Origin of the sequence: Martinezella hainanensis, from assembly GCF_900094555.1 — a bacterium.
Lineage (GTDB): Bacteria > Pseudomonadota > Alphaproteobacteria > Rhizobiales > Rhizobiaceae > Rhizobium > Rhizobium hainanense.
On sequence record NZ_FMAC01000007.1, the window covers coordinates 61980 to 84503 of the forward strand.

Annotated in this window: 20 protein-coding genes; 15 read left to right on the top strand and 5 right to left on the bottom strand. The window is 60.4% G+C overall.

Annotated elements, in window-relative coordinates:
- Positions 1–21: 21 nt before the first annotated feature.
- Positions 22–849: an HTH-type transcriptional regulator BhcR gene (gene bhcR / locus GA0061100_RS21780; RefSeq protein ID WP_075855105.1), complete on the bottom strand. Its 828-nt coding sequence runs from the start codon at positions 847–849 to the stop codon at positions 22–24.
- Between the two features lie 194 nt (positions 850–1043).
- Here bhcR and gcl point away from each other — a divergent pair, with 194 nt between their 5' ends.
- From gcl to GA0061100_RS21820, 8 genes are all read left to right on the top strand, one after another.
- On the top strand, positions 1044–2828 hold the full coding sequence (gene gcl / locus GA0061100_RS21785) for a glyoxylate carboligase (protein WP_075854843.1): 1785 nt from the start codon (positions 1044–1046) through the stop codon (positions 2826–2828).
- 12 nt (positions 2829–2840) lie between these two features.
- The gene (hyi, locus tag GA0061100_RS21790; protein ID WP_075854844.1) at positions 2841–3656 is read left to right on the top strand and encodes a hydroxypyruvate isomerase; all 816 of its coding nucleotides are present in this window, start codon (positions 2841–2843) and stop codon (positions 3654–3656) included.
- Positions 3657–3661: 5 nt separating this feature from the next.
- On the top strand, positions 3662–4546 hold the full coding sequence (gene glxR / locus GA0061100_RS21795; RefSeq protein WP_075854845.1) for a 2-hydroxy-3-oxopropionate reductase: 885 nt from the start codon (positions 3662–3664) through the stop codon (positions 4544–4546).
- A gap of 78 nt (positions 4547–4624) precedes the next feature.
- Positions 4625–5893, top strand: a complete 1269-nt coding sequence (locus GA0061100_RS21800) for a glycerate kinase type-2 family protein (protein ID WP_075854846.1) — start codon at positions 4625–4627, stop codon at positions 5891–5893.
- Between the two features lie 550 nt (positions 5894–6443).
- Entirely contained in the window at positions 6444–6911 is a 468-nt protein-coding gene (locus GA0061100_RS21805) for a putative pterin-binding protein (protein ID WP_075854847.1), read from the top strand.
- A 17-nt stretch (positions 6912–6928) separates the two neighbouring features.
- Positions 6929–9331, top strand: a complete 2403-nt coding sequence (locus GA0061100_RS21810; protein ID WP_075854848.1) for a putative bifunctional diguanylate cyclase/phosphodiesterase — start codon at positions 6929–6931, stop codon at positions 9329–9331.
- A 447-nt stretch (positions 9332–9778) separates the two neighbouring features.
- Complete coding sequence (gene lepB, locus GA0061100_RS21815; protein ID WP_159444806.1) at positions 9779–10603, top strand: signal peptidase I; 825 nt, start codon at positions 9779–9781, stop codon at positions 10601–10603.
- A 200-nt stretch (positions 10604–10803) separates the two neighbouring features.
- A complete protein-coding gene (locus GA0061100_RS21820; protein WP_075854850.1) occupies positions 10804–12432 on the top strand; it encodes an MFS transporter in 1629 nt (542 codons plus the stop codon).
- A 41-nt stretch (positions 12433–12473) separates the two neighbouring features.
- On the opposite strand, the gene GA0061100_RS21825 is transcribed toward GA0061100_RS21820, so the two are convergent.
- A complete protein-coding gene (locus tag GA0061100_RS21825; RefSeq protein WP_075854851.1) occupies positions 12474–13283 on the bottom strand; it encodes an AraC family transcriptional regulator in 810 nt (269 codons plus the stop codon).
- Between the two features lie 94 nt (positions 13284–13377).
- Between GA0061100_RS21825 and GA0061100_RS21830 the strand changes: the two genes are divergently transcribed.
- Positions 13378–14574, top strand: a complete 1197-nt coding sequence (locus GA0061100_RS21830) for an MFS transporter (protein WP_075854852.1) — start codon at positions 13378–13380, stop codon at positions 14572–14574.
- A 61-nt stretch (positions 14575–14635) separates the two neighbouring features.
- Here GA0061100_RS21830 and GA0061100_RS21835 read toward each other — a convergent pair whose 3' ends face one another.
- The gene (locus GA0061100_RS21835; RefSeq protein WP_075854853.1) at positions 14636–15196 is read right to left on the bottom strand and encodes a DsbA family protein; all 561 of its coding nucleotides are present in this window, start codon (positions 15194–15196) and stop codon (positions 14636–14638) included.
- A gap of 290 nt (positions 15197–15486) precedes the next feature.
- Here GA0061100_RS21835 and GA0061100_RS21840 point away from each other — a divergent pair, with 290 nt between their 5' ends.
- The 5 genes from GA0061100_RS21840 to GA0061100_RS21860 all read left to right on the top strand — a co-directional run bounded on the left by GA0061100_RS21840 (position 15487) and on the right by GA0061100_RS21860 (position 19320).
- Entirely contained in the window at positions 15487–16581 is a 1095-nt protein-coding gene (locus GA0061100_RS21840) for a hypothetical protein (protein WP_075854854.1), read from the top strand.
- A 161-nt stretch (positions 16582–16742) separates the two neighbouring features.
- Positions 16743–17054, top strand: coding sequence for a CopG family ribbon-helix-helix protein (locus tag GA0061100_RS21845; RefSeq protein WP_075854855.1), 312 nt, complete (start codon positions 16743–16745; stop codon positions 17052–17054).
- Positions 17054–17329, top strand: coding sequence for a type II toxin-antitoxin system RelE/ParE family toxin (locus tag GA0061100_RS21850; RefSeq protein WP_075854856.1), 276 nt, complete (start codon positions 17054–17056; stop codon positions 17327–17329). Before GA0061100_RS21845 ends, GA0061100_RS21850 begins: the two co-directional genes overlap by 1 nt.
- A 161-nt stretch (positions 17330–17490) precedes the next feature.
- Complete coding sequence (locus tag GA0061100_RS21855; protein ID WP_075854857.1) at positions 17491–18348, top strand: helix-turn-helix domain-containing protein; 858 nt, start codon at positions 17491–17493, stop codon at positions 18346–18348.
- Between the two features lie 99 nt (positions 18349–18447).
- Entirely contained in the window at positions 18448–19320 is an 873-nt protein-coding gene (locus tag GA0061100_RS21860) for an NmrA family NAD(P)-binding protein (protein WP_075854858.1), read from the top strand.
- A gap of 48 nt (positions 19321–19368) precedes the next feature.
- Here GA0061100_RS21860 and GA0061100_RS21865 read toward each other — a convergent pair whose 3' ends face one another.
- Positions 19369–20427, bottom strand: a complete 1059-nt coding sequence (locus tag GA0061100_RS21865; RefSeq protein WP_075854859.1) for an ATP-binding protein — start codon at positions 20425–20427, stop codon at positions 19369–19371.
- Positions 20411–21103, bottom strand: a complete 693-nt coding sequence (locus GA0061100_RS21870; RefSeq protein ID WP_075854860.1) for a response regulator — start codon at positions 21101–21103, stop codon at positions 20411–20413. The genes GA0061100_RS21865 and GA0061100_RS21870 overlap by 17 nt, the downstream gene beginning before the upstream one ends.
- Before the next feature lie 284 nt (positions 21104–21387).
- Between GA0061100_RS21870 and GA0061100_RS21875 the strand changes: the two genes are divergently transcribed.
- Positions 21388–22524, top strand: a complete 1137-nt coding sequence (locus tag GA0061100_RS21875; protein ID WP_244557931.1) for an efflux RND transporter periplasmic adaptor subunit — start codon at positions 21388–21390, stop codon at positions 22522–22524.

The following is a 22524-nucleotide window of genomic DNA, read 5'->3' on the forward strand; positions in this document are numbered from 1 at the left end:
AGGAGATGGCGGCGAAGGCGTTCAGCTTCGCTTCAACCGTCCGCCCATCACCTTCGTCAATTCTTCCGCTGCCGCCCGCACAATCGGGCCAAGGGCAGCGACCTTTTCGTCCGGTAGCCGCACGGCCGGCCCTGAAATCGAGATGCCGGCAATGGCCTCGCCATACTCGTTGAAGATCGGCGCCGCCACGCATCGCATGCCGAGCGTGTGTTCCTCGTCGTCGATCGACCAGCCGCGCGACCGGATCTCGGCCATATCTATGAGCAGCATGGGCAACGTGTCGCGGGTCTTATCGGTGAAATGCTGCAGCGAACGGCCTCCGAGCAAGACCTCGATCTGGCTGTCCGCCCAGGTGGAAAGGATCGCCTTGCCGATGCCCGAAGCATGGATCGGTCCGCGCCGGCCAGGGCGGAAGAAGGCGCGCATCGGCGCGTGACTTTCCGCTTGGGAGATGAAGACGACATCGCCGTCTTCCTCGATGGCGATGTTGGCGGTCTCGCCTGATACCTCCATCAATTGTTTGAGGAACGGCCTGCTGATCGTGCCGAGCTTGCGGAAGCGCAAGTAGGCTGTTCCGATCTCGAAGGCCTTCACCCCGATCGTCCAGGCGCCGGTTTCGCCGTCATGCGCCACCATACCGTGCTGGGCGAGGGAGGTAAGCAATCGGTGCACGGTGGAAGGTGCCATGTCCGCCTGGTCGGCAAGGTCAGTCAAGACAGCGCCATCTGCTTCGGCCACCAACTCCAGAAGCTTCAGGCTGCGATCGAGCACCTGCACGGACGAGGCGGCCGCATTCTCAGCCGGCTTCCGGCCCGGCCTACCCCTCGCCTTTTCCCGATTTTCCGCCATGACGCTCACTTCTGACTGAAGGCGCGCCACGCATTTAGGCGCGCCATGATTGGGCTTCATGACATATCCGCTTCGCTTCGATTGTTCCAGATTTGTTGAAAATGTTTATTTCCATATGATGGGATTGATTTCCATTTTATGATTGCACTCACTGACCCATGCGGTACCTTCGATACAGAAACGGAGGAAATCCCATGGCGAAGATGCGCGCAGTCGATGCCGCAGTGCTGGTTCTGGAAAAGGAAGGCGTCAATTGCGCCTTCGGCGTTCCCGGCGCTGCGATCAACCCCTTCTACTCGGCAATGAAAGCGCGCGGCTCGATCCGCCATGTGCTGGCCCGCCATGTCGAGGGTGCAAGCCATATGGCGGAAGGCTATACCCGGGCTCGCGCCGGCAATATCGGTGTTTGCATCGGAACGTCAGGCCCGGCCGGCACCGACATGATCACTGGCCTCTATTCCGCTTCCGCCGACTCGATCCCGATCCTCTGCATTACCGGCCAGGCGCCGCGCGCCCGTCTCGACAAGGAAGACTTCCAGGCCGTCGATATCGCCAAGATCGCAGCACCCGTCACCAAGTGGGCCGTTACCGTCATGGAGCCGGCGCTCGTGCCTTACGTCTTCCAGAAGGCATTCCATACGATGCGCTCCGGCCGCCCCGGTCCGGTCCTCATCGATCTGCCCGTTGACGTCCAGGTCGCCGAAATCGAGTTCGACATCGAAACCTACGCTTCGCTCGAGCCCTACAAGCCTTCGGCAACCCGTGCGCAGGCGGAAAAGGCGCTCGCCATGCTGAACGCGGCCGAGCGGCCGCTGATCGTCGCGGGCGGCGGCATCATCAACGCCGACGCTTCCGACCTGTTGGTCGAATTCGCAGAGATCACCGGCGTTCCGGTCATCCCGACGCTGATGGGCTGGGGCACGATCCCGGACGACCATCCGCTGATGGCCGGCATGTGCGGGCTGCAGACCTCGCATCGCTACGGCAATGCGACGATGCTCGCCTCCGACTTCGTTCTCGGTATCGGCAACCGCTGGGCCAATCGCCATACCGGCAACGTCTCGACCTATACCGAGGGTCGGACTTTCGTGCATGTCGATATCGAACCGACCCAGATCGGCCGCGTCTTCGCCCCGGATTTCGGCATCGTCTCTGACGCCGGCGCTGCGCTGAAGCTGTTCCTCGACGTTGCGACGGAATGGAAAACCGCAGGTAAGCTGCGCGACTGGGCGGCCTGGGCGGAGGAATGCCGCGAGCGCAAGCGCACCATGCTGCGCAAGACGCATTTCGACCAGACGCCGTTGAAGCCGCAGCGCGTCTACGAGGAGATGAACAAGGCCTTCGATCGCGACACCTGCTACGTCTCGACCATCGGGCTCAGCCAGATCGCCGGCGCGCAGTTCCTGCATGTCTACAAGCCGCGCAACTGGATCAATTGCGGCCAGGCAGGCCCGCTCGGCTGGACCCTGCCGGCAGCGCTCGGCGTGCGCGCCGCCGATCCGGATCGCCCGATCGTCGCCCTGTCCGGCGACTACGACTTCCAGTTCCTCATCGAGGAGCTTGCGGTCGGCGCGCAGCACAAGCTTCCCTACCTGCATGTGGTCGTGAACAATTCCTATCTCGGCCTCATCCGCCAGGCCCAGCGCGGCTTCAACATGGATTTCGAGGTCAGCCTCGCCTTCGACAATATCAACGCATCCGGCGATGCGGAGCCGGGCTATGGCGTCGACCATGTCGCCGTTGCCGAAGGGCTCGGCTGCAAGGCGATCCGGGTACGCAGCCCGAACGAATTCCAGGAAGCGTTCACGACCGCAAAGCAGCTGATGGCGGAGCATCAGGTGCCCGTCGTCATCGAGTTCATTCTGGAGCGTGTCACCAACATCGCCATGGGCGCCGACATCAATGCCGTCGTCGAGTTCGAGGAGCTTGCCGAACGCGGCGAGGATGCCCCGACCGCGATCCTCGCCTTGCTGGACTGAAGGAGAAATCAAATGCCGAAATTTGCGGCCAATCTGACCATGCTTTTCACCGAAGCGCCCTTCCTTGATCGTTTCGCGCTCGCCGCCAAGGCAGGCTTTGAAGGGGTCGAATACCTGTTCCCCTATGATTTCGCGAAGGAGGCGCTACGCGCCGAGCTCGATCGTCATGGCCTGACGCAGGTGCTGCACAATCTGCCCGCCGGCGACTGGGCCGGCGGCGAGCGTGGGATCGCGATCCTGCCTGATCGTATCGACGAATTCCGTCGCGGCGTCGCCTCCGCGATCGACTATGCAACGACACTCGGCTGCACGCAGATCAATTGCCTCTCAGGTATCGCGCCAGCCGGCGTGTCCGACGACGTGCTGCGGACCACTTTCGTTGCCAATCTCGGATATGCCGCGACAGAACTGCGCAAGCACGGGATCCGCCTGCTGATCGAGCCGATCAACCACTTCGACATTCCGGGATTTTACCTCAACACACCGGATCAGGCGGCTTCGATCATTGCCGAGGTCGGCAGCGACAACCTGTTCATTCAATATGATCTCTACCATCAGCAGCGCACCGAGGGCGAGCTGATCGGGACGTTCAAGAAGCACCAGGCGCAGATTGCGCATATACAGCTTGCCGATAATCCCGGACGCAACGAACCGGGCACCGGCGAGATCGCCTATCCCTTCATCTTCGATGCGCTCGATGCGCTCGGCTACGACGGCTGGATCGGCTGCGAATACAAGCCGCGCACCACGACCGCGGCAGGGCTCGGCTGGTTCGCCGCAGCCGGCCGTCACGCCGAAGGCGCAGCCATTCTCAATATCAGGAGCTAAATAGCATGGCACATATCGGATTTATCGGCCTCGGCATCATGGGAACCCCCATGGCGCGTCATCTGCAGAATGCCGGCCACATCGTCGTCACATCAAAGTTTTCCATTCCGCCGCGCCAGGAACTGCTCGACAACGGCCTGCAATTCGTCGAAACGCCGAAGGCGCTCGCCGAGACCGTCGACACGATCATCCTGATGCTGCCGGATACCCCCGAGGTCAAGGACGTTCTCTTCGGTGAGAACGGCGTTGCCTACGGCCTTTCGAAAGGCAAGCTCGTCATCGACATGAGCTCGATCTCGCCGATCGAGACCAAGGAATTCGCCAAGAAAGTTCGCGAAACCGGTGCCGAGTATGTCGACGCTCCGGTTTCCGGCGGCGAGGTCGGTGCCAAGAACGCCTCGCTCTCGATCATGGCCGGCGGCTCGGAGGCAAGCTTCGAACGCGCGCTGCCGCTTTTCCAGCTGATGGGCAAGAACATCACGCTCGTTGGCGATTGCGGCGACGGCCAGGTCACCAAGGTCGCCAACCAGATCATCGTCGCGCTGACGATCGAGGCGGTGTCAGAGGCTCTCGTCTTCGCGTCGAAGGCGGGCGCCGATCCGGCGCGCGTGCGCTCGGCCCTGATGGGCGGCTTTGCCTCCTCGCGCATCCTCGAAGTCCACGGCGAGCGCATGGTCAAGCGCACGTTTGAGCCCGGCTTCCGCATCTCGCTGCATCAGAAGGATTTGAACCTCGCACTGCAAGGCGCCAAGGCGCTCGGCATCTCGCTGCCGAACACGGCCTCGACGCAGGAACTCTTCAACCAGTGCGCCGCCAATGGCGACAGCGGGCTCGATCATTCCGGTCTCGTCAAGGCGCTGGAGCGCATGGCGAACCATCCCGTTGCCTAGGATGCGTAGAGAAACAGAAAGTGAGCGGTTTCGCGTTTCCGAGGAAACGCGGACACGCCCCAAGATGTGAGAAACCCGATGCCGAGCATTGCCGATCCGCGCGCCTTCCTGGAAAAGCTCTTCTATGCGGCCGTCGCTGCTGCCGATCCGGACAAGGCGCTCGCCGCCCACCTGCCGGAAAAGCCGAAGGGCCGGACAGTCGTGGTCGGCGCCGGCAAGGGAGCCGCGCAGATGGCGCGCGCTTTCGAGCGCCTGTGGGATGCACCGCTATCCGGTGTCGTCGTCACGCGTTACGGCTATGCGGCTCCTTGCGAGCGCATCGAGGTTCTCGAGGCCGCTCATCCCGTGCCGGATGAAAGTGGCCTTCGCGCTGCCGATCGGTTGATGACAGTGGTAAGCGATCTCACGGAGGACGATCTGGTCGTCGCCCTCATCTGTGGTGGTGGCTCCGCATTGCTGCCAGCCCCTGCCGGCGATCTGACACTTGCCGACGAAATCGCTGTCAATCGGGCCTTGCTTGCCTCCGGTGCGCCGATCAGTGCCATGAATGCGGTGCGCAAGCAGGTCTCGCACATCAAGGGAGGCCGCCTGGCGGCATTGGCCCATCCGGCTCGCGTGGTCTCCCTCGTCGTCTCCGATATTCCCGGCGACAACCCTGCCCTCGTCGCCTCCGGCCCGACCATTGCCGACGAGACGACCCGCGCCAATGCACTTGCGATCATAGAACATTATGGTCTCGAATTGCCGGAAGCGGTGATGCGTCATCTCGAAGATGGCAGGGACGAGCCGCCGCAACCCTCGGACCCTCGTTTCGCCCGCAACGAGGTGAAGCTCGTTGCTTCGGCCGCCATCGCACTGGATGCTGCTGCCGACGTCGCCCGCAAGGCCGGCGTCGAGACTATCGTGCTATCCGATGCTATCGAGGGCGAAGCATCGGAGGTCGGTCGCCAGCATGCGGCGATCGTAGCCAAGATCCTGCAGCGAGGTCTGGCGTCGCAAGGCCCCATGCTCCTTCTGTCTGGCGGGGAAACCACGGTAACGATCAAAGGCAAGGGCAAAGGCGGCCGCAACAGCGAGTTCCTGCTATCCTTCGCCTGCACCATTTCCGGCCAGAAAGGTATTTCAGCGCTTGCCGCCGACACGGACGGCATCGACGGCTCCGAGGACAATGCAGGCGCCTTTGCCGACGGTGCCACAATTTCGCGGCTTGCCGAGCTGGAAAAAGATGCGGCCGAATTCCTGCGGCGCAACGACAGCTGGTCGGCCTTCGCCGCTCTCGGCGACCTTTTCATCAGCGGCCCGACCGGCACGAACGTCAACGACTTCCGCGCGATCCTGCTGCAATAGATCATCGCTGCCTGCTAATCGAGCGAGTTGGAGAATACGCTGCCGATGGCGTGACGCATTCTGTATTGAGCGGCGCGGTTGGAAAGCGTATGAACTCATTAAAAAGCTGAACTATTTTCTTGCGGGTAGGGCCAACCGTTGCGGGCAAGTCGGCTATCATGTCTATCATGAATTTGTTGCACTTCCTCATTATCGAGGAGTAGCAAGGAGAAAGCGCTGTCGCGCCAGTCACTTTTTGATCCGGTCACCGCGCTTCTTAGGTATGATTGATGGGGAGATGAAATCGCAGTATCCTTACAAGTGCCGAAGCTGCCGAGAACGTCCATATCGGCACCCGTCGACTTCATAGCAAAGGTGCAGATCAGCGGCATGCAAGCCGGAACTTACCGACCTGGAAATAGATCAGCGAGTTCCGACAAATGCTACGCCAATCTTGAGCTGTTAAGTTTGTTTCCATTGCCCTGTGGAACTTAACCGATCTTTAACAGCCAGTTGTGCAGGCTGGAGATAGAACGGGCAAGGCCCATACCCCGAAAGCATCGGACCCTCAATGCGTCTTCTCGCCTCAATTATTTTTGCAGTCCTTGCTGCGTTCGCCGCGCCCGCCCTGGCGCAGGACGTGCCGTCAGTGACGATTACCAGTTCGTCGGGCTCGGTGACGTTCGATCGCAATCAGCTTGAGGCCATGGGCCTCGTGTCGATCAAGACGTCGACGCCCTGGAACGAAGGTGTCGTCAACTTCGAAGGCGTTCCAATGGCGCTATTGCTCGAAAAGGCCAAAGCCCAAGGTGCGACGGCCACAGTCATTGCCCTCAATGATTATAGCGTCGATATCCCGACCAGCGATTTCACCAAGTTCGGCACGATCCTCGCCGTCAAGCGCAATGGCGCATACATGCCCATCGACGATCAAGGCCCGTTCTTTGTGATGTATCCATTCGACAGTAACCCCATCCTGCAGGGACAGCCCTATCACGGCCGTGCCGTCTGGCAGGTCAAGGCAATCTCCGTCAAATAGCAACCCCATCGGACCGCATGCGCTACCTCCGCACAGCGCTGATAATTGTGATCCTGGGTTTCATCACCTCGGCGATCTATATTTCCGCCTTGGTCTTCCAGCGCCAGACCGCACTACAAGATGTCGGCTTGGGCAATATCACCTGGACGATAGCCCAAGCTCCGAGTGAGTTCACCAGGCTCGAACAGCGCGTCAGCGCCATGGGCATGAACGACGGCAGCGTCGATGCCCACGAAGTCAGGCTGCGCTTCGATATCGTCGTCAATCGCCTCAAGACCCTGCGGTCCAATGGGGTCGAGAAGTTCGTACAATCCAATCCGCATATCGGCGAGACCCTCGACGACCTCGAAGAAGCCCTCAACCAGACCCGGCCGCTCCTTAGTCAGCTTTCAGTGCCCGGCACACCGGCGCGTATCCTCGCGATCCTGGAACCGATCTACCCGAAGCTGGCGCGGCTCTCCAGCGACAGCAACATGTGGTATTCGGCACGCATTGCCGAGGACCGGCGCGGCCTCCTCGGGCTCCAATTGGCTCTAACCTGGGTCACGGTTGGCATGCTCATCGGCGGTTGCCTGCTGATTCTGCTGCTGCTCATTCACAACGGCCTTCTGGGCCGAGCCCAGAAGATCCTGCAGGCCAAGGAGCAGACCCTGGCGATCCAGAATGCCCGGTTCGATGCGGCGATGGAGGCCATGTCGCTCGGTCTCTGCCTGCTCGACGACCAATATCGAGTCATCGTTCACAATCCCCGTTTCCTGACCCTGTTCGGCCTGGACGAAGTCCGGGCGAGGCTGGGCACCCCCTTGGCTGATCTCATCGCACCCGAATTGCTGCCCCCTGGATTGTCAACTGGCGGGTCGCGCGGCCTTGCTGGCGATAAGACCCGTGTCCGGAACGACATCGCCGTGCTCAGCGACCATATCCATCATCTCGCGAATGGCATGGTGCTGGCCGTATCGCACGAACCGACGGGTGAAGGCGGCTGGGTTTGCACCTTCGAGGATGTCAGCGAACGTCACCGTGCGCAGGATCGTGTGGTGCATATGGCCCATCATGACGCGCTGACCGACATGCCCAATCGGTTGCTATTCTGGGAGAGCGTCGGCCACGCGCTGCGCGGATTGGCCGCCGGCGGTCAATTATTTACCATACTCTATCTCGATCTCGACCGTTTCAAAGAAGTCAACGACACGCTGGGCCACCCTGTCGGCGACGTGTTGCTGCGCAAGGTTGCCAGACGGCTGCGCAACACCGCGTCACAACAGGACATCGTCGCGCGATTGGGTGGTGACGAATTCGCCGTCCTGCATACATGCATGGATTCCACGCTCGACAGCGCCCGCGACCTGTCGGAGCGCCTCATTGCCAGCATCAGCCGGCCTTACCGTATCGGCGGCAACGAGATTGTTGTCAGCACCTGTATCGGTATCTCAGTGGCGCCGCGCACTGGCGGAGATACGGGCCAACTGATGAAGAATGCCGACCTGGCGCTTTACCAGGCCAAAGCTGATGGCAAGGGGGTCTACCGCATCTTTTCCCCGCAGATGGAGGAGGATCTCCAGAACCGGCGCAATCTGGAGGCAGATATGCGCCATGGCATCAAGCTCGGGCAATTCGAGGTTCATTATCAGCCGCAGATTTCACTCAAGACCCGCAAGATCGTAGCCAGCGAGGCGCTGGTACGCTGGCGCCATCCAGAGCGCGGTCTCATCCCGCCGGCCGAATTCATCCCGCTGGCAGAGGAAACCGGCTTCATCGATGCGCTCGGCAAATGGGTGCTGCAGCAGGCATGCCAGGATGCTCTTAACTGGCCCGAGGATGTGCGCGTTTCAGTCAACCTCTCTCCGGTCCAGTTCCGCCAGACGGACCTGGTCGATACGGTCAAGACCGTACTGGAACTGACTGAGTTCGATGCGCGGCGGCTGGAACTGGAAATCACCGAGTCGGTACTCCTGCAAGACAATGCCGCTAATTTAGAGGTATTGAACCGGCTCCGTTCGCTCGGCTTGACCATCGCACTTGACGATTTCGGCACCGGCTATTCTTCGCTGAACTATCTGCAGCGCTTCCCCTTCGACAAGCTGAAGATCGATCGCAGTTTCGTGCGCGACCTGGAAAACCGGCCTGACAGCTTTGCCATCGTCCAGTCCATCGCCACCCTCGGCCGCAATCTCAAGATGCTGACCACGGCGGAGGGCGTCGAGACGCAGACCCAGCTCGACCTAGTCATCAAGGCCGGTTGCTCGGAGAGTCAGGGCTATTACTTCAGCCCACCTGTCCCGGAAACCGAATTCCGCACCATGATCGGCCGGAAGACCAGCGATGTCGGCGGAGCCTTAAACGTTCGGAGCCCCAAACCTGGCAGAGACAAAGGTTTGGGGAAGGCTGCGGACGCTGATTCTGCGGACGGACAATACTAGCCCATTCCCGACTGCACGGCATTGACCTGATGGGTGAGCCGCAAGTTCCCGCGGAAAGCGGTCCCCCGTTCAAAACGATACCAATGCAGAGAGGTGCGTCCGACGACAAAGGATGGGGGGCAGTCGTCGGACGCTGCACTGTCCGACCCGAGGGTGGCATACAGGCCGGTATTTAGAATATTAGCATCTACCGTAGATCTAGGTGAGCTACCCGATTGGATTGGAAGAGGTAGGTAGGTGGGACCGCAGCAACCCCTCTGTGTTGATCATGTAGCAGCAATCGGTTGCAGATCTGGCGGAGCCAGCAGCGCCTTCATGGCCTTCGAGCGGATAGTTATTTTCGAGGCCGCGTTAACGACCGCGCGCCGACATCATTTCGCACTTGCCTTTGCCGCCCCACGCGCAATCTTGACGCTTCATGTTCGGTTCGTGACGTGCGAGGGCAATGTGAGTTTCTCTTTCCACAGTAGAGTGCTGGTAGCGGGATTGTCGGTCCTCCTCTTTGCGGGAGAGGCTACGGCGGGCAATGATGCGCGCGAGCAAGAGTTCGTACGATTTATCGGGCCGGCCTATCCGCTTTTTCTTGCGAAGGCGGGGCTATGGAAGACAAATCCGGCCGAGATGCAGGAGCTGGCAGGCAAGGCAGCCAAGGCGCTATCGGCTGTGGCCCCCGCTGGTTGCGATGCTGCCCGCTTCCAGCGCGATTTTTGCGGCATGACCATGCAAACAATGCCCGCATCCTCCATGGCGCCGAGCCTCCAGGAGGGGGAAGTCCTGATGACAAGACCCTACAGCGGCACGACCCCAAAGCGCGGCGACATCATCGTCTTTTCCAGCAAGTACTACGCCTCCCCGGACAAGCCCGTCTTGTACGTCAAGCGACTGATCGGCCTTCCCGGTGAAAAGGTGGAATTGCACGATGGTACGGTTTTCGTCGACGGCAAGGCGTTTGCGGCAGTGCCGACGGACCGCACGATGACGGACCTCTTCGGCAATGCGGCTAGAATTCTCGAAGAGACGACGCCGGAGGGACGACGCTATGAGACCGCCATGACTGATCGGGCAATCGCCGGCCAGGATGAAGCAGGCCCGTTCGAGGTGCCTGCCGGTCATTATTTTGTACTCGGCGACAACAGGCACAATTCCGTCGACAGCCGCTTTCCGGCTCAGTTCAGCGAAAACGGGTTCATCTCCGCCAAGGATGTTTCCGGCGAGGCCGTGGTCATCTTCGTTTCTCCCCACCCAGATCGCATTGGCACGTTGCTCGAGTGAAAGGCGTTCTTTGCAGCTTTGGCCGTTCAGAGCTTGACGTAGCGCCTGCCGAATTCCGCCTTTATTGGCGAGAATATTATTCCAAAATCGTTTCGGAAATTAGCAAATCACTATAGGCTCGATTTCGACTCGGCTGCGCATAGGCTTCGAGCGATTTCGCTGCGCCATCGAGCAAGATAATCCTGCGAAGAAAAGCCGACATGCCCAATAGAACCTCCCCGCTCGTCGCGTTTCAGTCCAAGACATTCCGCTCTCTCTGGTCGGCAACGCTCATCTCAAATCTCGGCGGTTTGGTCGAAGGCGTCGGTGCCGCATGGCTCATGACCAGCCTTGCCACATCCCACGGCATGGTGGCACTGGTCCAGTCCTCCACGACGCTGCCTGTCATGATCTTTTCGCTCGCCGCCGGCGCACTTGCCGACAATTACGATCGAAGACGGATCATGCTGATCGCGCAGACGCTGATGCTTAGCGTATCGGCAACGCTGGCAGTGCTGTCCTACACCAATGCCCTGACGCCTTGGCTGCTGCTTTGCTTCACCTTCCTGATTGGCTGCGGCGGTGCGCTGCACAATCCCTCATGGCAGGCCTCGATGGGCGATGTCGTGCCACGCGAGCATCTGCCGGGCGCCGTGGCGCTTAACAGCATGAGCTACAACCTCATGCGCAGCATCGGGCCAGCGATCGGCGGTGTTATCGTCGCGGCGGCGGGCGCGGCCTTTGCATTTCTCTTCAACGTCTTTTGTTATTTTGCTCTCATCTTCACCTTATGGCGCTGGAAGAAAGCTCCCGTCTACAATACGCTGCCGCGCGAGCCCTTCGGCAGCGCGATGTCGGCCGGATTTCGTTACGTCCAGATGTCGCCGAACCTGCTCAAGGTGATGTGCCGCAGCTTTGTCTTCGGCCTGACGGCGATCGTCATTCTGGCGCTGCTGCCTCTCGTTGCACGCGACCATGTCCATGGCACGGCGATCACCTATGGCATCATGCTCGGCTTCTTCGGCTTCGGCGCCATCTGCGGCGCGATGCTGATCGGCCGCATTCGCGATGTCCTGAGCAATGAATGGGTGATCCGCGGCGCCTTCTTCACGCTGGCGGTCAGTTGCTTCTTCCTGGCGCTCAGCAATCAGGTATGGCTGAGCTGTCTTCTCCTCATGCCGGCCGGCGTCGCCTGGGTGCAGGCCTTCTCGCTCTTCAACGTCACGGTTCAGCTTTCGACGCCACGCTGGGTCGTCGGCCGCGCCCTGTCGCTCTATCAGACCGCCACGTTCGGCGGCATGGCTGTGGGCAGCTGGCTCTGGGGCGAACTGGCCGACGCGCATGGCGTCACTGGCGCCCTCTTCATCGCAAGCGTCGCCCTTGGCATCGGCGGCCTGCTTGGTCTCGTGTTGCGCCAGCCGGACTTCGAATCCCTCAATCTCGATCCGACAAATACCTTCAGCGAACCGCAACTGCAGCTCGATCTGCGTTCCAGAAGCGGCCCGATCCTGGTCATGGTGGATTATGACATCGAGCAGGAGGACGTACAGGAGTTTCTGGCCGTCATGGCCCAGCGCCGCCGCATGAGAATCCGCGATGGCGCAAAGCAATGGTCGCTGTTACGCGATCTGGAAAAGCCGAACACCTGGACGGAAAGCTACCATCTGCCGACCTGGATCGACTATGTCCGCCACAGCCAGCGCCAGACGCACGCCGATGTCGAGGTCGCCGAACATCTGGACAGATTGCATCGCGGCGACCAGCCGCCGGTCATCCACCACATGATCGAACGACAGACGGTTCCCCGGCACGACGACATGCCGTTGAAGCCTTATCTCGACGCGACATGAGAAAGCCGCGTCGCCCTCTTCCCGATCATCCGGCATGACCCTCACGGCTGCAGACCAGCGCTGGCGGAATCGCTTCCCGCATGCTGGCGTGCCATTTCGCGTGGCGAATAACCGAAGGCGCGCTTGAACATGCTCGTGAAGGCGGCCGGGTTCTTGTAGCCGAGGTCGATCGCGATCGTCGTCACCGGCACGCCGGCAACAAGGCGCGGAAGTGCTGCATGCAGGCAGGCCTGCTCCCGCCATTTGACGAAGCTGAGCCCGGTTTCCAAGCGAAACATCCGGGTAAATGCGCGGCGGCTCATACGCATGTGGCTGGCCCATAGATCGATCGTATCATGCGTGGTCGGCTGCCGGAGGAAATCCTGGCACTTCTCAGCAAGCAGCCTGTTGCGCGGGATCGGCAGGGACAAGGGCAATGGTCTCAACCTCGCCAGTTCGTGCAGAAGCAATGCCATCAAGGCGCCGGCCCGATCGCTGACGTCATAGTCGACCGGAATGTCAACGGCCTCGGCAATGAGCGTGCGCAGCAAGGGTGAGATTTCGACCACCCGACAGTGATCCGGCATCGTCTTGATCGCTTGCGGTTGAATGTAGAGACTGCGCATGCTGACTTTGCCGAGCATGCGCACGCTATGGATCACGCCCGGAGGGATCCACATGCCGCGCTCCGGCGGCATGACCAGCGTGCCATCAGGCGTGGTCACGACCACCACGCCGGAAAAGCCGTACAGCAATTGTGCGCGGCGATGCTGGTGCGGTTCGACGCGGTGGCCGTCACCATAGTCGTTGCCGAGGGCAATGAGGGGCCGGTCGACATCGATGAATGGATCTATGCGGCTGTTCCTGACCATTCTGGCCCAGTCTCGTAAGAATTGCGCCTTGTCGCGGTAGCGGGCGATAGTGTTTTCCAATATCAGCACGGTAGATCATTGAAAAGTGAGAGCCATGAGCCAGGCCATCAACGCGCCCCGCGCGGCCACTACGATATATCCAGTCCTGATGGTAGCCAGTCTTGGCCATTTCATTAACGATGTCACGCAGGCCCTGCTGCCGGCAAGCTATCCGGTGCTGAAGACAGGCTTTGACCTGAGCTTCACCCAGCTCGGCGTGCTGACCTTCGTCTACCAGATTACCGCATCGATCCTTCAGCCCTTCGTTGGCTGGTACACGGATGGACGCCCGCAGCCCTATTCATTGCCGTTCGGCATGACCTGCAGCTGCGCCGGCATGATCATGCTTGGAATGGCCTCGAACTACCCGATGCTGCTGATGGGCGCGATGCTGCTTGGTCTCGGCTCCTCGATCTTCCACCCGGAAGCTTCGCGGATCGCGCGACTGGCATCGGGCGGCAAGCATGGCTTCGCCCAGTCGGTGTTCCAGGTCGGCGGCAATTTCGGCACTTCGCTTGGGCCGCTGCTCGCCGCTTTCTTCATTCTTCCGCATGGCCAGCATGGAATGGCGGCACTTGCGAGCCTGGCATTCGTCGGCATTCTCATTCTCGGAGGGCTGGGCCGCTGGTATCAGGTCAATGGCAGCCACCTGCGCGCGCCGGCAAAATCCGGCAAGGTCCACAAGGCGCTAAGCCTGTCGCGCGCCCGTGTCGGTCTTGCCATTGCCGTTCTGATCGCCTTGATCTTCTCGAAATATTTCTACCTCGCGAGCTTCACCAGCTACTATAATTTCTACCTGATGGCCCGCTTCGGCGTGACCGAACGGACGGCGCAGCTCTGCCAATTCGTGTTCTTTGCCGCCGTTGCCGTCGGCACGATGGTCGGCGGCCCCGTCGGTGACCGCATCGGCCGCAAGAAGGTCATCTGGGGCTCCATCCTCGGCATTCTGCCCTTCACAGTCGTCCTGCCTCATGCCAATCTTGGAACTACCATCGTCCTCAGCGCGATTATCGGCACGGTCATTGCCTCGGCCTTTTCAGCGATCGTCGTCTACGCACAGGAATTGTTGCCCGGGCGCGTCGGCATGGTCTCCGGCCTGTTCTTCGGCTTCGCCTTCGGTATGGCCGGCATCGGTGCTGCAGCGCTCGGCGTGCTCGCCGACCACACGAGCATCGAGTTCGTCTTCGAGCTTTGCGCATTCCTGCCGCTGATCGGGCTTTTGACAATCCTGCTGCCGAACGTGGAAGACTGAGGGCATTCCGGAAAAGGCAAGGCGTCGAGATGGAAACACCGACGCTTTGCCCGCCTGCCTCTCACGAGGCGGAGATTTTCTTCACCCAGGCTTCGACTTCATCTCCGCTGCTCATGTCGGCCTGCACCAGTCCGTCGATCATGAAGGTTGGAGAAACGTGGATGCCGTTCTGGCGAGCGTATTTGCAGTGCCACTTGATCTCGCGGTCGAGATCCGGGATGGCAAAAGCCTCCTTCAACGCGATGCCGCTGTAGCGTTCCAGCCGCTCGATCAATGCGTTGGGCGTCACGTCCATATTCGGCCCGCCCGCGTGATGGGCGAATTCGAACTCCTCTCGGTGCGCGCCGATCGCGGCCATCACCTTCCTTGCCGTCTCCCTGCCTCCTAGAAGCGTCGAGGCGGCAAGGATGCAACGCACGAGAACGCCGGAATACATATGCCAGGGCTGCGATTGCAGGCGGATCTTGACGGTCACCTTATCCTCGCCGGCTTGCGCCAGAAAGGCATCGAGCTTGTTGAATGCCCTGACCGAAAAGGGGCAGGTCGGCTCCAGAAAGATTTCAAAGATGCGCGGCCCGTGGCCCCAGCTTAACGGATCTGCATGCCAGGCGGCATTGGTCATGCTGGTCTCCTCAACGATCTCGAATCCCGTAACGGAACGAAAACTAGATGAGCCTGGCTCGGCAGGTCAACGTTGCGGTACAAAAAGGTCACACCCATGCGAGTTTGCTGCTGACATCACCATGAAATCGTCGGATGGCCTACAACCAGGTATTGAGCTGTCAGGCAGAGTGCCTATTTGCTCGCGCTGCAGATGTGGGCGCAAAGTCGGCCCCCAAGGATTTTGCGAGGCTCCCGTCTCGCTTCTTGCTTTGCGGATGCTACACAACCATTCGGAGTTTCAGGCAGACAATGACATTCCCGACGATCAAACTTCCCGAGAGAGCCCTGACACTTGCTCGGAACCTTATTTCAATGCCGAAGGCCGTCTATTTCTCCCTTCCGATCCTGATCGGCCTAACTGTTTTCATGGCGGTCTCCGAAGCGCCGGGCATATTGCGGGATTGGACGATCAGCCAAAATCCCGTCAAGGTCGTCAGCGGCGATATCCGTGATGGAAAATGCTCCACCCGAAAGGGCTTCTTCACCACCTGCGAGGCGCATCTCAACTACGCCTACAATGGCCAAACTTACGATAAGGATGTCGAGATCATGTTCGTCGATATCCATGCCGGTGACTACGACACGGATCTCGTCATCTCCGGCGACCATCCGGACTTGGCGACGCTCAGCCTCGGGCTCGATATGCTCTGGAACCGGATCATAACGCTTGCCGTCTTCGTCGCCCTTCTTGGCGGCGCCTGCATCGCCATGATCTTCCAGATCCTGCGCGTCTGGCGGGTCCGCGGGCAATTGCACCGGGCTGCCCGGCTCGAGCCTGTCCCGGTGGAAATCACGGCCTTCCAGCGGCGAGGCAAGCGACTGACGGTAACCTACGCCGACAAGATCGCAGGCAGGAAAACCGGACGAGCCGCCCATACGAACTTCGAGCCAGGACAGGAGCCTCTGGTCGTCGGTGCAAAGGACGGCAAGGCGGTGGCGCTCGCCGTCTGGCATGGAAATACGGCTCTCCCCGTGCTCCTGGACAGCCGACTGGAACGGATAGACATGACGGCGGAGGAACGTACCGGCGTTCTCGCGCCGCTGACGGCAGAGCTTGGCGGTCATCCGCCGGAACTGGTAGCCCAAGGGAAGAAAGGGCCGTCCATCATGGCGCGGCTCGCCAGGGTTTTCCTGATCATACTTCTCTTTATCGTCGGCATTTTCGGCTACTGGGTCTGGTATGTGACCAGCGCCAGCTCACAGTTCACTTCGCCCGCCATGGACCTCAACAACATGATGCCGGCGCCTCTCAACCGCTGGGGTTGCGATCAGTTGAAGAAGCGTTTCGGCGATCAAAGAGCACCCTTCGGATGCACCGCTTCGGACTACACTAGCTGGAAGTGACGTTCGATGAGCAGCGATGGACGCGGGTTCACAAGCAGGCCGCGTCCTTTGCCCGTTCATTCCAAGACCTGGAGATGGCAGGGGCTCGCGATGAAGGAAGCCAGGTCACCGCTATATGCAGTGTCCCTCGCGTGCCGTTGATCGATTCAAAATTAATCACTATGATTAGAAATAAATCAAACCATCTCAGAAAGGATGATCGTGTGGCAAACTCGGCGACCAAAGTCTTGACTGCACATGTACCGCTTTCGCTGGCCGAAAAACTCGATTTGATGGCCGAGAGGCTCGAGCGTTCCCGCGGCTGGATCATGAAACAGGCTCTGACCGCGTGGCTCGACCAGGAGGAAAAGCGCGAGCGGCTGACCCGCGAAGCTCTCTCCGACGTCGACAATGGCAATGTGATCGACCATCAGGCCGTGCAGGCATGGGTCGATAGTTTAAGCACTGACGATCCATTGCCGGCTCCACGCTGATGGAAGCAAAATGGACCAGCAAGGCGCTATCCGACCTCACTCGCCTGTATGAATTTCTGGCCGCTGTTAACAAGCCGGCGGCTGTTCGCGCAGTGCAGTCTCTGACCAAGGCGCCGACCATTCTGCTGGCCAATCCGCGAATTGGAGAAAAGCTGTTCGAATTCGAGCCACGCGAGGTCCGGCGGCTCCTCGTCGGCCACTACGAGATACGCTACGAAATTCAACAGTCGACGATCTACATCTTGAGGCTATGGCACACCAGGGAAGATCGGTAGCTGGCCTTCCCGTCAACCTCGAAGACCTTGAGTAAACGCTGAGCCGCCTGCATGGGCACCGATCCGAAGATCGGCTCGACCGGACGCCTTGTGCTACCTATAATCCCCGGATCGAGATCGCCCTCAATTCGGGCCGGTGGATTTGGCGGAAGCGCGCAATCATGGATCAGCTCAACAGTGCCGCCACGACTCTTCTCTCCAGCAGGGATCGTGGCTGGAAAGGCTTGGAGGCGAATTTCCTTCATATTGAGGCTGGCCGCACCCATGTGCCTGGATCGCAGACGCATCGACTCGGTATTCATTTCGGACGGGCCGTGAACGCCTTTTGTGAGTGCGACGGCCGCCAGTACCGGCGTCGGCAGGCGCATGGCGATATCGATATCGTTCCTGCCGGGCTGGATGGCTGGTGGGAGGATGACGGGGACTGCACTATTCTGCGTCTGACTATCCAGCAGGGACTCCTTCAATCTGCCGCGGAAGCACTCGACAGAAATCCGGATACCGTTTCTCTGGCACCAAAATTCCAGCTTCGAGATTCCCGGATCGAATCGATCGCCTGGGCGATCAAGGCCGAAATCGAGTCCCCCATTCCGTCGGACAAAACCTATGCGGAGGCGCTGGGATTGGCGCTGGCGATCCGCCTGGTAGAAGGCAATGGAAAGGCCCCAGTCGATGTCATCCCGACAGGCGCCAGCCTGACGAAGCGCCATCAGCGACACCTGGCGGATTTCATCGAAGCCCATATCGATCAGTCGCTGTCTCTTGCCGATCTCGCCGCGACAGTCGGCCTGAGCGTATCGCATTTGAAGCCGCTCTTTCGTGCCACCTTCGGCATGCCGGTCCACCATTATATCCTGACGCGCCGCGTCGAGCGCGCGCGATTGCTCATCCTGTCCACCGAGATGCCGCTCGCCGAGATCGCATTGGCGTCGGGCTTTGCCCATCAGAGCCACATGACGCACTGGATGAGGCGCCTCCTCGGCCTTACCCCCGGCATGATAAGCCGAATGCATTCATAAGTTCGATTGTCGTCCAAACCTGCAATCGGTCGTCCGAACCTGCACGATTCCATGAGCAGAGACGAATAGCCTGTGGGCAGATCGACAGGAGAAAACCTCATGCATGCAATTCTTGGTGCCAGCGGTAAGGTTGGCCGTACGACCATCGCTGTCCTGCGCAAGACCGGTGTTCCCGTTCGGGCAATTCTGCGCGATGCCTCAAAAGCACAGGCTTTTTCGGATCTCGGCTGCGAGATCGCCATCGCCGATATGCATGACCATCAAGCACTGACGACGGCATTCAAAGGGGCAAGCGCCGTCCAGGTCATTTGTCCGGTCGATATTCGCGCCCGGGAGGCCGATTCCAGTATGAGACGGCTGGTCAATTCGCTTGGCGAGGCCTTGGCTGTCGCCAAGCCGCAAACCGTTCTCGCGATCTCCGACTATGGCGCACAGCACAGTTCCGGAACCGGCGTCACCCTGATCTTCCACGCATTGGAGGCCCGGCTGCGGCAGTTGGAGATCAGGCTTATCCTGCTGCGATCCGCCGAGCACATGGAAAACTGGGCACGGCTGGCGAATGTAGCGGCAGAGAGCGGTCGGTTGCCGAGCTTCTATCATCCGCTGACCAAGGCTCTTCCGACCATTTCCGCCTTCGACGTGGGGACGATCGCTGCCGAGCTGCTTCTGGAGAAGCATGAAGCAGCGGCAAGAATCGTCCATGCCGAAGGCCCAAATCGCTATACGCCGAACGACGTCGCGGCCGCCATCGCTTCTCTCGTCGGGCGCGAGGTCATCGCCCAGCCACTTCCCGAGACCGAGTGGCAGGCCACGTTGATACGAGCCGGCCTGTCCGAGGATTATACGCGACTGCTGGTCGAACTTTACCTTGCCCATAATGCGGGCCGAATAGACGCCGAGAAGGATGTCGGCGAACTTCGTCGGGGCAAGACCGAATTGACGGACGTGTTAAGGCGTATCCTCAACGCATGAGGATGAACCTCATGCATGCGATGCTCCGCCGCCGCATCCCGCGAGGCTTCAGCAGCGCGGGATCGCAAGAACGACCGTCGTGCCTCCGCCCCTGCGGCTGTCGATTGTGGCATGGCCACCATGCGCCTCGGCTATGGCCTTGACAACGGCAAGACCGAGACCCGATCCGCCACCGCGTCGCGTTCTGGCATCGTCTGCTCTCCAGAACCGCTCGAAGGCCCGTTCGCTCTCCGCGGCCGTCATGCCAGGACCGTCATCGGAAATCATGATAACGCACAGCTTATCGGCCTCCTGCGAAACCAACCTCAGCGTCGAGCCGGGAGCGTAGCGTGCGACATTGTCGATGAGGGCAAGCACCGCCTGCCGGACACGCGCCCGGTCTGCAAACACTGTGATCTGCTGCAGATCGGTTTCGATCCTGATGCTGAGGTTGGCAAGCGTCGGTCTCACGGAATCGATGATGTCTCCAATTTCCTCCCCGACATCGAAGCGCGATTGCTGCAGCTCCATGCGCCCCGCATTCATCAGCGACAGCGTTCTGAGGTCGTCGACGATGCGCGTCAGCGCATCGATATGTCCGATCAATCCCCGGAATACCTCCTGCGTCGGTTCGAAGACGCCGTCCGCCAACCCCTGCATGCGGCCGCGAAGGATCGTCAGCGGCGTGCGCAATTCATGCGCGATCGCGGAATTCGAATATTGGAGCTCCTTTTCCGCTCTTTGCAGCTCCTCCGCCATCCGATTGAAGTCATTGATCAGGCGATCGGCCTCGCCGAAATTGCCTTCGCCGGTCGCCCGGCCGGCAAAATCTCCATCCGCGATCAGGCGGGCAGCCTCCGTCACCGCCGTCAGGGGCTTGACGAGGCGCCTGGCAAGCCGCCATCCGACATAGGCACCGACCGCCTGGCCGATCGCCACGTTGATGCCCAACACGACGAAATCGCTGACGGCCCAATCGTCCGAGGCTCCGGAATTCTTGAACAGCCAGTCATAGACATAGCCGTAGATCAGAAACCCGAAGAACATCACCGACAGGGAGACGAAAGCCACGATCGTCGTCGACCAGATGATTTGCCTGTTGAGGCTGTTGCTAACCGAAATCGCCAAGGCGGTAACCCACTCCCCTGACGCCGTTGAGGAGCTCGCCGACACCTGCGGCATCCAGCTTGCGGCGAAGCTTGCTCATGTGGCTGTCCACGGTCCGGTCGAGCGCGTCGCCCTCGGGCAGGCACGCATCGACGATCTCGCCCCTCTCGAATGCCCTGTTCGGAAAGCCCGCCATGTATTCGAGGATACGGAATTCGGTTCGTGTCAGGTTCAGCGGAATACGGTTCTCGCCGTCCTCGACGACAGCCATATGCGCCACCGGATCGATCGCAAGCCTGCCGACCCGCAGCACCTTGTTCGCGGCAATGCCCGAAGCACGCCTGAGAACGGCCCGCGCCCGCGCGACCACTTCGACTGGGTTGAACGGCTTGACGACGTAATCATCGGCACCGGAGCGCAGCCCATGCAGCTTGTCGAGATCATCGGCGAGCGCAGTGACCATGATGACTGGCGTATCGCCTCTTTGGCGAATGGTGGCAAGCACGGTGTGGCCGTCGAGTTTCGGCAGCTTGACATCGAGAACCACGAGATCCGGCCTCAGCCGCTGATGATGGGAAAGCGCGATCTCTCCATCCGCCGCCGTCAGCACGCGGAATCCCTCGCGCTCAAAATAGCGCTCGAGAATATCGGAGATCTCCGGCTCGTCCTCGACGATCAATATCAGTGCATTTTCCATCCAGGGCTCCTTCACCGGAAAGAAACGTCAGACAGGGCCTGCACGTCAATATTCCTCTGCCATCGTCCATGAAACCTCCACAAAACGTCGACCGAAGACCAACATTCCCAATGTCTTCTTAGGCTCGGACGAAGTGCCGCTCGCGCCGGGCGTCGAGGCGGCTCCGTCCAATAGGTTCATGCCGTCGACACGACGGAGACGATCTCGTCGCGTCACGGTCAAGTGGGAATACATCTATGCGATCTGCATTCGAACTGCCTTGCTGGAAGGCAATACTGGCGGCAATGGTGACGCTTGCGCTGGCTTCCAGCCATGTGCGCGCCCAGGAGAGCGGCGAGATGCCGCCTCCCGCGGTCGGCGTCCTGCAAATCAAGGCTCATCCGGTCCCGGTCATGAGCGAGCTTCCAGGACGCATCGCGGCGACCAGGGTCTCCGAGGTGCGCGCTCGCGTCTCGGGCATCCTGCTGGAACGCGTCTTCGAGCAGGGCAGCCTTGTGCGTCAGGGCGACATCCTCTACCGGATCGACCCGAGGCTGTTCCAGGTGCGAGTGGCCAGCGCCAAGGCCGCCTTGCAGAAGGCAAAGGCCGTCCAGGCCAATGCCAAGCAGCAGCTCGAACGCCAGCGCTCGCTTCGTGAGCGCAATGTCTCGACGGCCGTCGACTACGACACCGCCGCCGTCAATCTCGCGCAGGCCGACGCCGATGTCGCAGCCCAGGAAGCCGCTCTCGACGAGGCCGAGATCAATCTGGACTATACGCAGGTGCGGGCGCCCATTACCGGTATCATCGGCGGAGCTCTCGTGACCGAGGGCACGCTTGTCACAGCCGAAGGCGCTTCCAACCTCGCGCTCATACAGCAGATCGATCCTGTTTATGCCGACTTCACACAATCCGCGCAGGATCTCCTGACGCTGAAGCGTGCCGTCAGCGACGGCAAGCTCCAGAGCCCGGCGCCGGGACAGGCAGCCGTCGAACTCGTATTCGATGGCGGGAACACCTATTCCAAGCCGGGTAAGCTCTTGTTTTCGAACGCCAATGTGGACCCTAACACGGGGCAGGTCACGCTGCGTGCGGAATTCCCCAATCCGGAGGGCGATCTTCTGCCGGGCATGTATGTCCGCGTACGCATCGAACAGGCCGTGCAGAAGAGCGGCATCACCATTCCGCAAAGGGCGGTGACGCGGGATGCGGACGGCAATCCGCAGGTCTTCGTCGTCTCTTCTGATCAGACAGCACAGGTGCGCAACATCGTCCTCGGCGCCTCTCTCGGCGTCGAATGGATCGTTCTCTCCGGGCTGAAGGACGGTGAAACCATCATTGCCGACGGGGTCCAGAAGGTCATAGCCGGCGGCAAGGTCGTCGCCGAACCATGGACGCCGCGAAGCGCCGATCCGAACACGTCAGACCAGGCCGCAAAGTAA